This is a genomic window from Abyssisolibacter sp. ZYX002 (assembly GCF_056892235.1).
The window spans coordinates 24,122-37,494 of record NZ_JARMXH010000010.1; the positions used below are offsets into that span (position 1 = coordinate 24,122).

Genomic DNA, 13,373 nt, shown 5'->3' on the forward strand with positions numbered 1-13,373 from the left:
CTCTCCTACTATAATGTATTTACATTATTATAACATAATCTATATATAATAATCACTACATTATTATTACAACATACGCTTTTGTAATTATTTTTTGCCTAACTTTGCTTCTCTCGCATAATAGAATAAATACTGCTGTGCAAAGCCTGCATACTTTCCGAATTTGTCCTGACCATATTTCTGTATATATTTTAATGAACTGTCTTTTGGCAAATAGAAATATTCCATGACCCTTTTTACCCATACATCTATTGGAAATGCATCATGTTTACCAATAGAAAACAACATTATACAATCAGCTACTTTTGGCCCAACTCCTGCAAGTAACATTAATTCTTTTCTAGCATCTTCTGTTGAAAGGTTTTTAAGGTTATATATATCCATTTGCTTTGATGCAACTACTACTGCTGTATTAAATATATAGCTAGCTCTATAACCAACTCCACTCTCACGTAAATTCTCCGCTCTTATTTTTTCTAACACCTCAGCATTTGGAAAGCTATAATATTCTTTACCTTTATATTCACCAATTTTCTCACCATATTTCATACTCAAATATTCTATACTTTTTTTTATTCTACTAATACCATTGTTAGCAGATATAATAAATGAGATAAGTGTCTCGAAAGGATCTTGATTTAATATTCGAATACCTTTGCCAAACTTCATTGCATGTGCAAGTACATTGTCTTTGCTAAGTTCTTTCTTTATTTCATCATAGTTTCTATTAAAGTCAAAATATTCCACCCATATATTATTGAAGTCTTCTATATTACAGTTATCTATATATAATATGTTATTATCTAATTTCATATTTATTACTCTATCATACGCAACTCCTGTATAACTACCATCATCTTCTTCATTCCATCTAAAACATTGTCCACAATCAAAAGTGTGCTTTGGCACAAAGTTCTTTATGTTTTTTACTATCACTCCATTATCTGTTTGCTGTATATCTAAATTTTTCAAGTTATCACCTCTATATCTATTTTATGTTATGATTATACCCAATTATTTAGATGTTAAAAATATATTGTTTCATTAAAGCATAAAAACCGTCTTATAGCAAGTTTTAAGCCTGCTATCCTAATTACTTTGTCATTAATCTAAAAAACCGCCTTACGGCGGTTTTTATTATCTATATTTTATTCAGATATTAATTTCTAGTAAGAACCTTGCTTAACCATAGCATCTGCAACTTTAACAAAACCTGCGATGTTAGCACCTGCAACTAGGTTATATCCAAATCCATAATCTTCTGCTGCTTTCATAGCGTTGTCATGGATGTTAATCATTATTTGATGTAATTTAGCATCTACTTCTTCTGCTGTCCATGAGTATCTCATGCTGTTTTGGCTCATTTCTAACGCTGATGTAGCAACTCCACCTGCATTTGCTGCCTTAGCAGGTCCGATGATTACTCCATTTGCTTGTAAATACTCTATTGCATCGTTTGTTGTTGGCATGTTTGAACCTTCTGATAGATATTTAACTCCATTTGCTACCATTGTCTTAGCATCATCTATTAATATTTCGTTTTGTGTAGCACATGGCATAGCTATATCAACTTTAACTTCCCAAGGCTTCTTACCTGCAAAGAATTCTACACCAAACGTCTTAGCATAATCTTCTATTTTATCTCTACCTGATGCTCTTAGCTCAAGCATATACTCTATTTTCTCTCCTGAAACTCCTTCTGGATCGTATATGTATCCGTCTGGGCCAGAAAGCGTTACAACTTTTCCACCTAATTCTGTTATCTTTAATGCAGCGCCCCATGCAACATTACCAAAACCTGATAATGCAACTGTTTTGCCTTCAAAAGTTTCTCCTTCATGCTTTAACATTTCTTGACAGAAATAAGTACAACCAAATCCTGTAGCTTCTGGTCTTATTAAACTTCCACCGTAAGATAAGCCTTTTCCTGTTAATACTCCGTTTTCAAATGCTCCTCTGATTCTTCTGTATTGTCCGTATAGATATCCTATTTCTCTTGCTCCAACTCCCATATCTCCTGCTGGAACGTCAACATCTGGACCTATGTGTCTATAAAGCTCTGTCATAAAGCTTTGGCAGAATCTTAATATCTCTGCATCTGATCTACCTCTAGGGTCAAAGTCAGATCCTCCTTTACCTCCGCCTATTGGAAGTCCTGTTAATGCATTCTTTAATATTTGCTCAAATCCTAAAAATTTAACTATACCAATGTAAACTGATGGATGGAATCTTAGTCCTCCTTTATAAGGTCCAATAGCTCCATTAAATTGTACTCTAAATCCTCTGTTTACATGAAGTTTACCATTATCATCATACCAAGGTACTTTAAACATTATTTGTCTTTCAGGCTCACAGAATCTGTCTAAAAGATTTGCCTCTACGTATTCTGGGTGTTTTTCTAAAACTGGTCCTAATGAATTTAAAACTTCTTCTACAGCTTGTAAAAACTCCGGTTCATGTGCATTTCTTTGCTTTACTCTTTCAAATACTTCTTGAATATAAGTGTTGGACATTGTAATGACCTCCCTATAAATTGTTAAATTTTTAACTTCCTTATGTTTTGAAAATGTTTTCCTTACTATAAAAAACTTTACCCCTTCTTTACACTGTAATAATAACACAGGCTAATTTCTTTGTAAACGTTTTTTTATTAATCATTTTTAACATTATTTTTATGCTAAAATTTTTTTGCAGGGTGTTATTATGTTTAAGTCGTTATCATTATTTATATATCTAATTCATTCATTTTCAAAAAACAAAAAATATGCTATTTCAACAGATATTAAGTGTTAAAAAAACATATTTATTAGTATGTTAAATATTAGTCATATGAAGTATTTCTTTCATTTCTGAATCGAATTTATTTATTTCTTGCAAAATACTGAATTATTTTATTTTGTTTATATTTAATTTTTTTATGTTTACGTCTACTGACAATATATTTAATGATGTCATTTGTTCTATTTCTTTAATAATTTGCTTTTGTAAAGTTTCTATAATCTCGGATATATTCATTCCATAATACAGTATGACATCTAGCTTTATTGCTATACTCCCTGCTTTACTAAGTACTCTAATATTACCATATTTGTCAACTTCATCTACCTTGGTGCATGCAATTCTTATAAGATTCTTGAGAACATTTTGTGATATTGTGTATCTTCCCAAATAGCTATATGTTGGCCTAACTACTGATTTTTCAATATATTGCTCATTTATTTTACCTTTTTTCTTAAATATCTTTAACTTATCTATAAAGTAACCTGAGAAGTCTTTTTTTATCTCAAATGTTGGCACTGGTATAACATGTTTTCCTTCCTTAAATCTACAATTATGGGCTGCTTGTAATTCTTCTTTTGTAGATATTTCGTTTATATCTATAAATTCATCTATCTTATCTAAGTGTAATGCAGCTGCTATTTTATTTACCATTTTTATTGATGTTCCTAATATTAGTAGTTTCTTTGGATGCTGTATTCTCAGCGCATCTAGTACACTTACTTTATGGTCTTCATCTAAAAAAACAGCTCTTTTTGTTGCACTTATCTTTGTGCTCTCACTCTTTGCGGATACACCTGTAATTATTTTATTTCCTTTAATTAATAATCCATCATCTATAATATATTGTATGTTATGTTTTTTTGCCACCAGCATAGCTTTATAGCTTTTTCCTGTGCCACTCTTACCAACTAATGCAAATACCTTCATTGTATCCTCCTTAAATAAAAAGGTTGTCTCAAACTGAATTTCTTTAGTCAAAATCCACTAGTTTTGAAACAACCTAAAGGAGCTTTAAAGAGCTCCTTGGTCACTGTTCTTCATCAAAAATGATAGTGTAAACAAACTTTCGTTTAAATGAACATTCTCTATAACTACACCTTCTGGCACTTTTAAATCAGTCGGTGCAAAATTCCAAATACCTTTTACACCATTATTTGCCAGTATATCTGCTATCTCCTGACTTCCTTCTTTAGGAGTACATATTATACCTATTTCAATGTTGTTAGCTTCGATATAGCTTTCAAGTTCATCTATATCATGAATCTTTATCCCTCTAATGTTTAGACCTATCATTTTTGGGTTTTTGTCAAATAAAGCAGTTACTCTAAAACCTGCTGATAAAAACCCTTTGTAATTTGCTATTGCTTGACCTAAGTTACCTGCCCCTATCAAAATAGTTTCGTAAGTCCTATCTAGACCTAATATTTTACCAAGTTGACTATGGAGATCTTCTACGTTGTATCCATAGCCTTGTTGTCCAAAACCTCCAAAATTGTTCAAATCTTGCCTAATTTGTGAAGCGGTAAATCCTGTTAGTTTACTCAACTCTCCAGAAGATATTCTCATAATATCCTTTTCTTTCAAGTCTGATAAATACCTGTAATATTTAGGTAATCTCCTAACAACCGCCATAGAAACTTTATTGTTTTTAGCCATAAAATATCCCTCTCTACTTTTATCACTTATTTTATAGTTTATATAAAATAGGAAATAAAATACTAACATCATCATGAAATTACTAAATTATTTACACTTTTGTGTTAATTATAAAACAATCTTTACGTTTTAGTCAATCTTTTTGATGATATTTCTTCATGACTAGACAAAGCATATTATCTATTTTATTGTAGTTTCGTGATAATATCAATGTAATCAGCATGAATAAATAATAATCATTCACTTGTCAAAATTATATCAATGTAAACTACTGTTACCAGTCCATTGCTTTCTATCTACAAATATCAAATAATCTAAGTTACATCATATTATAATACAATTCTTATACGTTTTCTATATGAATATTAAAAAAAATTAAAATTTAATATGAAATATTATTTTCAGAGTAGAAGCAAATTGCGTTCTCTCCACATTTTAGTAAAAAATCAAATTCAAGGCAACTAATATATTGTTTTTTCTATAATCTTACTAAAAATTGTTTAATTTAAGCTCTATATTTGCATAATACACTAATATTAATGTATTATATAAGTTGAAACACTGAATTTTAAGCTTTAGTTTTAGGAGGACATCATGATTGTATTATCATGTACTAATATAAGCAAAACTTATGTAACTGACAAAATTTTAGATAACGTCACTTTTTCTATTAATGCTGGTGAGAAAATTGGCCTTATTGGTATTAATGGTGCTGGTAAATCTACATTGTTTAATATATTGACTGGTAAAATTTCAAGTGATGATGGTCAAATATATACATCTAAAACATCAAAAATAGGTTATATGAAGCAACACACTAGCGTAGATAGTTCTAAGAATATTTATGATGAGTTACTTGAAATATTTAAACCTGTCATTGAACTTGAGAAAACACTTAGATCCCTAGAAAATGAAATAAGTGAAAAAAGTCAGGATCACGATTCTAAAGAATTTGAAAAGCTTCTTGACAAATACTCTAAGCTCACTGATGAATTTGAGAAAAGTAATGGATATGGATACGACAGTCAAATTAAAGGTGTTTTGGTTGGTTTAGGTTTTAATAGTAGTGATTTTTATAAACCAATAAACCAGCTTAGTGGAGGACAAAAAACTAGAGTATATCTCGCAAAATTATTGCTCCAAAAGCCTGATATTCTTTTGCTTGATGAACCAACTAATCATCTGGATTTGGATTCGATTGATTGGCTTGAAAAATATCTTAAAGACTATAAGGGATCTGTTATTATTATTTCTCATGACAGGTATTTTTTAGATAATGTAGTTTCTCGAATACTTCAATTAGAAAATACCGAGCTAAAATCCTACAACGGAAACTACAGCACTTATATGGATAAAAGGAAAAAAGAAATTGAATTGGAAAAGAAAAAATTCGAACAACAAAAGAATGAAATGAATAGACAAAAAGAAATAATAAAAAATCTTTCTTTGGGTGGAAAAAGAGCAATAAGACAAGCTCAAAGTAGAGAAAAAATGCTTAAAAAAATGCAAGAGCTAAAAAATCCTAGCGAAAGAAAAAAAGCTTCTTTTAAGTTTACTCCAAGTGTGAAAAGTGGTAATGATGTGTTACGCATAGAAGATTTGAAAAAAAATTATGATGGTAAACTGCTATTTGACAGTATAAACTTTAATATATATAAAGGCGAAAAAGTAGGTATCATTGGTCCTAACGGTATAGGTAAATCTACTCTCTTTAAAATCATAATGGGTATTACAAGTCTTAGTTCAGGAAATTATACTTTAGGCGCTAATGTTAATATTGGTTATTTTGATCAAGAGCAGAAGTATCTAAATACTGAAAAGACTATTGCAGATGAAATATGGGATGAACACCCTCTAATGGATCATTTTCAAATTAGAAGCATTTTAGCGCAGTTCCTTTTCACTGGAGATGATATATTTAAAGAGATTGGCTCTCTTAGTGGTGGTGAGAAAGCAAGATTAGCTTTATTAAAATTAATGCTATCTAAATCGAATTTTCTACTTATGGATGAGCCTACAAATCACTTAGATGTTGACTCCAAAGAAGTTCTTGAAGATGCATTAAAAAAATATGAAGGAACTGTATTAGTAATATCTCATGATAGATACTTTTTAAATAAAGTTGTAGATAAAATACTATATTTTAATAGTGATAAAATAACTGAATACCTTGGTAACTTTGATTACTATATTGAAAAAAGCAAACTCCTTAGCAGTAACAATGATGATTCGATTAATACTGGTATCACTAAAACTCAAATGAAACTGGATAGGAAAAAACAAAAAGAACTCGAGAAAAAAGAGCGTGCTAAAAAGCAACAACTGAGTAAACTCGAAGAAAATATAGCTCTTCTAGAAAACAAAATTAGTGAATATGAACATCTGCTATGTAGTCCAGATATTTATAATGACCCTGTTAAAAGCACGCAAATAAATAAAGATTTATTAAATATTAAATCTGACCTTGAACAAGAGTATGAAAAATGGGTAGAATTAAGCAGTTAATTTTTATCCACAATATACACCATTTATCCACAGTTTTATCAACAAAATCACATAATTTTATCAACATTATTGATATTTTACTGCTACAATGTATAAAGTTATGCACAGTTACCATCTGTTTTGTGGATAACTTTGTGCATAACTTTGTTAATACAATTAAATTACTGACCAATTTTTAAATTTGCAACTCCGTTAAGACTTATATCTGATATCTTTCCATTTAAGTAGTTATAATATCCCGCACATCCTATCATTGCTGCATTGTCTGTACACAATATCTTACTTGGGCATACTAGCTTTAGTCCTTCACTTAAACATCTATCCTGCATTTGTTTTCTTAATCCACTATTAGATGCAACACCTCCCGCTAGCGCAATTGTTGATAAGTTCTTAAGCTTTGATGCTTTTATTGTCTTATCCACAAGTACATCAACTACGGCTTTTTGAAAACTTGCTGCTACATCTTCTACTTTTATTTCTTTATTTTTCTGTTTATTGCTATTTAAGTAATTAAGTACTGCAGATTTTAGACCACTGAAACTGAAATCTAAGCTATCTGGTTCTAAATATGCTCTAGGAAAATCTATAGCATCACTGCTACCTTTCTCTGACAATCTATCTATGATTGGTCCTCCTGGATATCCCAACCCCATAGCTCTTGCTATTTTATCAAAGGCTTCCCCTGCAGCATCATCTCTAGTTCTCCCTAGTAATTCGTACTTTGTATAATCTTTTACATGTACTAAGTGTGTATGTCCTCCAGAAACAACTAAACAAAGAAATGGTGGCTCTAAGTGTGTATTTTCTATATAGTTTGCACATATATGTCCTTCTATGTGATTAACACCTACTAGTGGTTTTTCTAATGAATAAGCTAGTGCCTTTGCGCTAGAAAGCCCAACCAACAGTGCCCCAACTAAACCTGGTCCATATGTAGTAGCAACAATATCTATATCTTTAAATTTAACATTTGCTTCATCTAGTGCTTGTTGCAAAACTGTATCTATTTGCTCTATGTGTTTTCTTGATGCAACTTCTGGCACTACTCCACCAAATTTTTTATGTAGATCTATTTGAGATGCTATAATATTTGACAATATTTTCCTGCCATCTTCTAAAACTGCTACTGATGTCTCATCGCATGATGTTTCTATTGCAAGTGTTAGCAATTTAATCACTCCTATTAGAGAATTTATATTCTTAACTATGACTAGAATTTATTATACACTTTTGTGTATCTAGTGTAAAGGTGATATGAACTAACCCAGTTATGGAATATTTTAAATTAATAGTTTTTCTATTTTATCAGAAAATAATTATATGCCTTTGTTTGGGAGTGAGTATATGAGTGTTCTAAATAATATTGCTAAAGCTAATATTATGCCAGATGGTATGCTAAGTACTGTTAGTGGCACTGAGGAAGCTTTCATCAACATTATTAAGGATAAACCAAATCCGACTAGCACTAAATTTTTATCGGATAAAGGCGAACATAAGAAAAAATAACCTTATGTGCTACAAAAGGGGCTCTCATAGTCTGAGTTTGCCCCTTTTAAGCTTATAATTTGTTAATTGATTTAATCTGTACCTTCATCCATATTTACTAATATCTCATCTACTAAATCTAAATTACACTTATGATCTACAAAATGTTCACAGTTATTACATGTTACTCTTGATGTTTCTTCTCCTGTACTTGAAGAAAGTCCTGTGCTTCTAACAGCATTAAATTTACTACACCTTTGTGCTACTCTTTCTAGTTGAGAATTACTCGCCATAATATACCTCCTAAAATATTTTATAGGTATATTTTTTCTATTATTAGAATTTCTATTCAGAGTATTGTTTTTTACATTGCCGTTTTGACTAAGTTATTTGCACCAGCATATATAAGTATCCACACTCCCCAAGTAGCTAGTACTGGTATAGCTGCTATTCTTTTCTTAAGATCATACAAGTAAGAAAATCCTACTATCGCTAAAGCTTGATACCAAATTGTAAATAGGTTAAGTTGTGATAAGAATTCTTCAAGAAATGATCCATCGTATGCACTAGGTAAAAGAGCTCCAAGACTAAAGTTTAGACTAACATTAGACGTAAATAAGATCAGTGATACTATTATTTGCCCAGCAAATACGGGCAAGTATGAGTACGCTAATACAGCTATTGTATCTTTAAACTTCCTCTCTTTTCCTCCTAGCATTGGACCAAATCCACTAACTATAAAACCTTTAACAACCCATATAAGAATAGGTCCTAATCCAACCATCAATTTCGTAGTGTAATATTGTGTTTTAAGTGCGTCTACCGTTGGCGGTACTATGTTATTAGCTTGGTATTCGTCTATCATCATCTGTATGAATTGCTCTTTATTTTGAAGCAAAAATGATAATATTGGTAACCCAATTAAAACGATAAGCATAGGAACTATCAAATCTGTATGTACTGCTAAGTTTCTGAATGCCTTGTTTGGATTAGTAAAAACTTTAATAATCTTTTGTAAAGGACTTAGTTTTTCACCTTCTATGAATATATCATCATCATACATATCGTCAAAAATGACCTCTGGTTCATCTTCTTCTATTTGAATCCTGTTTTTTTCATCATCCACACTATCACCTCTCGTATTCTAATAGTTTTAATATACCATTATTACATATTTCTAGTCAATAATATTATTACAGTCCATATCTAACCACATTATTATTGCATCTTCTTTTGTATCCGTATAATATCCTATTCTTTTTCCAAACTCATAAAAACCAAATTTTTTATATAGTGATATAGCTGTTTTGTTATACTCTCTTACTTCTAAAGTAACTTTTTGTATTTTTTTCTGTTTACAGCTATCTAAAACACCATTTATTAAATGATTTGCTAATCCTTTACCTCTATAGTTAGGATGTATTGCTACATTTGTTATGTGTGCTTCGTCCAATATGAGCCACATTCCTGCATATCCTACTACTGATTTTCCTGATTTAATTACTATGTAGTATGCTAATTTGTTATTTTTTATTTCATCTATAAACGCATTTTTAGACCAAGGTGTTGTAAATGACTTATTCTCAATCTCACAAACTGCTTCTATATCGCTTAATATCATTTCTCTAATAGTCACGTCGCTCATATTATCACCTGTTCTTTTCTTCATATTCTCTTTCAGCTTGAGATTTTCTTAAGTACTCTGGAACTAAATCATAGTAAGATTCAAGTTGATTATTTTTTGCCCTCTCCAATGCCATCTGAGCTAATGATGAAGCCTTTGCCATATTTACATAAGCTGGTGAGAATACTACTTTTTCTCCTAGTTTCTCTTTAATTATATCTCTATATACTACTCCACCATCACCACTTATAATTACTTCTTCATCTCTATCTCGTAAATCATCAAGGATTTGCTCTATTTCTATTACATCCTGAGCTTTTATAACTTCAAATTTATTATCTCTCCATGTGTAGATTCCTGTATACACTCTATCTCTTCTCGCATCCATCATCGGAACTATCAAACTATTACAATTGAACATATTATATGCCATTGAATCCATACTAGGAATACCAACAACTGGTTTATCTACACTATGAGCTAATGCTTTGATTGTCGCTACACCAATACGTAAGCCTGTAAATGATCCCGGCCCTATTGAAACGGCAAATACATCAATATCACCTGTCTTCAATTGGCAAGAGTCTAGCACTTCTTTAATCATTGGTAGTATAGTCTCTGAATGAGTTCTTTTATAATTTACTGTATACTCGCAAAGCAACTTGTCATCATCTATTAATGCAACTGAAGCTACTATACTTGATGTATCAACTGCTAGTATTTTCATGATTTATCACTCCTATTTTAAAGCATTTTTACAATATCTTTATTTGACTGTCCGTGTGCTGTTATATATATAATTCTCTCATTTCCTTTTTTTGTAATATTAATATCTATTCTGTCTTTTGGCAATATTTCCTCTATTAGATTAGCCCACTCTATTACTGAAACACCCTCTGAATATATGTAATCATCATAACCTATATCGTACATTTCATCTATATCTGAAATTCTATATACATCAAAATGATACATCGGATATCTTCCAATGTATTCGTTTACTATTGTAAAAGTAGGACTTGTAACATAGTCCTTTACATCTAAACCCTTAGCTATGCTCTGCGTTAAAGTAGTCTTGCCAGCACCCAAATCTCCCATAAGACAAACTACACTTCCCTCTATTAGCTTTCGTCCTAGATTAAAACCTAATTCACTAGTTTCTTTTTCGCTAGATGATATAATCTTTTTCATAGCCTTCTCCTTTATTGTTGACTTTATCTTGACAAATTAATATTATTAGTTTATATATTAATTAGTTTTGACATATATTAATCATTATATAATGGTTATGTAAGTTGTACAAGTGACAATAGTATGTGTTTAGATTATAAAATCGAAGGGAGAAATACTATGAATAATATACTTCTTGTTGAAGATGACCTTAACTTATCTTTCGGTATCGAATTTGCACTAAAAAATGAAGGTTTTAGTGTCACTACTGCAAATACTATAGATAGTGGAAGAAAATCTTTTAAAAACGGCAATTTTGACCTTGTAATTTTAGATGTAATGCTTCCAGACGGTAATGGATATGAGTTATGTGAAGAAATCAGAAATACATCTAATGTATCTATAATATTCTTAACTGCTTGCGATGAAGAGGTCAATGTAGTAATGGGACTTGATATGGGAGGAGATGATTATATCACAAAACCCTTTAGAATAAGAGAACTCATATCAAGAATTAAAGCAGTGCTTAGAAGAAAAACATCTAGTAACACTAAAGGAAATATACTGGTATCTGGTGATATAAAAATAAATACTCTTGAAGGTTTAGTTTCTAAAAATAATAACCCAATATTGTTAACTGCACAAGAATATAAACTTATGCTGATGTTCGTAAAAAATGCTAAGCAAATAATGAGTAGAAAAATATTACTAGAAAAATTGTGGGATGTTGAATGTGATTTTGTTGACGATAATACTCTTTCTGTATATATAAGACGACTTAGAGAAAAGATTGAAGACAACCCCCAAAAACCTAAATATATCGTTACTGCAAGAGGTTTAGGCTATAAATGGGATGTTAGTTTAAGGAGATGATATATTTGACAGTTTTTAGAAATCGCGAATTTAAATCTTTTGCATGGAAATTAGTCCTTATAATGTGTATTTTTGCCCTTTTTACGTGTATTTACGCTAATCTAGAAATCGAAATGTTTAATAATGAGCTTATTAATCACAATACTGCTATTGTAGGCCAAATATTATCAAACCACCCAGAACTTAAAACTGAACTGCCAAAATATTTTACATCTGAACCTACTGATAAAGAAATCGAATTAGGAAGAAGTATTATGAAAACGTATGGTTATCATGAAGATGCTAATATAGTTATTCAACCAACGTTATCAAATTTTTATTCTAACTTTAGTGACAAAATAAGTCTATATGCACTATTTATGTTAATACCTATACTATTACTTACGATTTATGAGTATAGAAAAATATACAAAAAAATCAAAAGTATATCCTTAGCTTCTGAAAAAGTTATAGATGGTGATTTTTCGTATTTGTTGCCTGTTGATATAGAAGGTGATTTTGGTATATTATATAATAATTTCAATCAGATGGCTCATAGACTCAAGTTAAGTTTAGATAGATTAAATCAAGATAAGATATTTCTAAAAAATATTATTTCTGATATTTCTCATCAATTAAAAACTCCTTTAGCTTCACTTATCATGTTCAATGACATATTGATTGGTAATGAGGGGTTAGATAAAGATGATCGCAGAAAATTTCTTGAAAAAAGTAACTCTCAACTGAACAGAATGCAGTGGCTTATAATAAGCCTTCTAAAAATGACTCGTCTTGAAGCAGGGGTTATTGAATTTAAGAAAAAGCACACTCCTTTGATTAGCCCTATTAAAAATTCTGTTGATACTCTCATGATGATGGCTAATAAAAAAAATCAGACTATTAAAATATTTGGAGATACAAAAAATGTATACTTAAATGTAGATAGCGAATGGCTAAGCGAAGCACTTATAAATATAATAAAGAACTGTATTGAACATACAGATGAAAATGGAAAAATAGATATTTATATTAGCGAAACACCTCTCTTATCTCAAATAGTTATACGAGATACTGGCGAAGGTATTGCTCCCAAAGATATTCCTCATATATTTGAGAGATTCTATGCTGTCAATAACTCTGTTAAAAGTAACAGTATTGGGATAGGATTAGCTCTTTCAAAACTGATAATTGAAGGACAGAATGGCTCTATATCTGTTAGGAGTAAACTAGGAAAGGGTACGGAATTTACCATAACTTTTTTAAAAAAAATATTTTAAATAATTATATTCTTACTAAATTG

Annotated in this window: 14 protein-coding genes; 4 read left to right on the forward strand and 10 right to left on the reverse strand. The window is 30.5% G+C overall.

Annotated features, from left to right (window positions below; genetic code table 11):
* Nucleotides 1–87: 87 nt before the first annotated feature.
* The 4 genes from P3X86_RS18840 to P3X86_RS18855 all read right to left on the reverse strand — a co-directional run bounded on the left by P3X86_RS18840 (nt 88) and on the right by P3X86_RS18855 (nt 4,437).
* Nucleotides 88–972: a DNA-3-methyladenine glycosylase family protein gene (locus P3X86_RS18840; RefSeq protein WP_483294282.1), complete on the reverse strand. Its 885-nt coding sequence runs from the start codon at nt 970–972 to the stop codon at nt 88–90.
* Between the two features lie 194 nt (nt 973–1,166).
* Nucleotides 1,167–2,513, reverse strand: coding sequence for an NADP-specific glutamate dehydrogenase (gene gdhA, locus P3X86_RS18845; protein WP_483294283.1), 1,347 nt, complete (start codon nt 2,511–2,513; stop codon nt 1,167–1,169).
* A gap of 373 nt (nt 2,514–2,886) precedes the next feature.
* A complete protein-coding gene (locus P3X86_RS18850) occupies nt 2,887–3,708 on the reverse strand; it encodes an Asp23/Gls24 family envelope stress response protein (RefSeq protein ID WP_483294284.1) in 822 nt (273 codons plus the stop codon).
* Nucleotides 3,709–3,792: 84 nt separating this feature from the next.
* A complete protein-coding gene (locus tag P3X86_RS18855; RefSeq protein ID WP_483294285.1) occupies nt 3,793–4,437 on the reverse strand; it encodes a redox-sensing transcriptional repressor Rex in 645 nt (214 codons plus the stop codon).
* Nucleotides 4,438–5,031: 594 nt separating this feature from the next.
* Between P3X86_RS18855 and P3X86_RS18860 the strand changes: the two genes are divergently transcribed.
* Nucleotides 5,032–6,942 (forward strand): ABC-F family ATP-binding cassette domain-containing protein, encoded by a 1,911-nt coding sequence (locus P3X86_RS18860; protein WP_483294286.1) that lies wholly within the window; start codon nt 5,032–5,034, stop codon nt 6,940–6,942.
* A gap of 161 nt (nt 6,943–7,103) precedes the next feature.
* On the opposite strand, the gene tsaD is transcribed toward P3X86_RS18860, so the two are convergent.
* Nucleotides 7,104–8,120 carry a tRNA (adenosine(37)-N6)-threonylcarbamoyltransferase complex transferase subunit TsaD gene (gene tsaD, locus P3X86_RS18865; RefSeq protein WP_483294287.1) on the reverse strand — a complete coding sequence of 339 codons (1,017 nt, stop codon included), beginning with the start codon at nt 8,118–8,120 and terminating at the stop codon, nt 7,104–7,106.
* 166 nt (nt 8,121–8,286) lie between these two features.
* Here tsaD and P3X86_RS18870 point away from each other — a divergent pair, with 166 nt between their 5' ends.
* Nucleotides 8,287–8,448 (forward strand): hypothetical protein, encoded by a 162-nt coding sequence (locus P3X86_RS18870; protein WP_483294288.1) that lies wholly within the window; start codon nt 8,287–8,289, stop codon nt 8,446–8,448.
* Between the two features lie 71 nt (nt 8,449–8,519).
* Here the strand turns inward: P3X86_RS18870 and P3X86_RS18875 are convergent, their stop codons facing one another.
* The 5 genes from P3X86_RS18875 to tsaE all read right to left on the reverse strand — a co-directional run bounded on the left by P3X86_RS18875 (nt 8,520) and on the right by tsaE (nt 11,242).
* On the reverse strand, nt 8,520–8,720 hold the full coding sequence (locus P3X86_RS18875; protein WP_483294289.1) for a hypothetical protein: 201 nt from the start codon (nt 8,718–8,720) through the stop codon (nt 8,520–8,522).
* A 71-nt stretch (nt 8,721–8,791) separates the two neighbouring features.
* Nucleotides 8,792–9,553, reverse strand: coding sequence for a Yip1 family protein (locus tag P3X86_RS18880; RefSeq protein WP_483294290.1), 762 nt, complete (start codon nt 9,551–9,553; stop codon nt 8,792–8,794).
* A 51-nt stretch (nt 9,554–9,604) separates the two neighbouring features.
* Entirely contained in the window at nt 9,605–10,096 is a 492-nt protein-coding gene (gene rimI, locus P3X86_RS18885; RefSeq protein ID WP_483294291.1) for a ribosomal protein S18-alanine N-acetyltransferase, read from the reverse strand.
* Nucleotides 10,077–10,778, reverse strand: coding sequence for a tRNA (adenosine(37)-N6)-threonylcarbamoyltransferase complex dimerization subunit type 1 TsaB (tsaB, locus tag P3X86_RS18890; protein ID WP_483294292.1), 702 nt, complete (start codon nt 10,776–10,778; stop codon nt 10,077–10,079). The genes rimI and tsaB overlap by 20 nt, the downstream gene beginning before the upstream one ends.
* A gap of 17 nt (nt 10,779–10,795) precedes the next feature.
* Nucleotides 10,796–11,242, reverse strand: a complete 447-nt coding sequence (tsaE, locus tag P3X86_RS18895; protein WP_483294293.1) for a tRNA (adenosine(37)-N6)-threonylcarbamoyltransferase complex ATPase subunit type 1 TsaE — start codon at nt 11,240–11,242, stop codon at nt 10,796–10,798.
* Between the two features lie 159 nt (nt 11,243–11,401).
* On the opposite strand from tsaE, the gene P3X86_RS18900 reads away from it, so the two are divergent.
* Together P3X86_RS18900 and P3X86_RS18905 are read left to right on the forward strand one after the other, a co-directional pair.
* Nucleotides 11,402–12,094, forward strand: a complete 693-nt coding sequence (locus P3X86_RS18900) for a response regulator transcription factor (RefSeq protein ID WP_483294294.1) — start codon at nt 11,402–11,404, stop codon at nt 12,092–12,094.
* Between the two features lie 5 nt (nt 12,095–12,099).
* Nucleotides 12,100–13,350 (forward strand): HAMP domain-containing sensor histidine kinase, encoded by a 1,251-nt coding sequence (locus tag P3X86_RS18905; RefSeq protein ID WP_483294295.1) that lies wholly within the window; start codon nt 12,100–12,102, stop codon nt 13,348–13,350.
* The last annotated feature ends 23 nt before the right edge of the window (nt 13,351–13,373 follow it).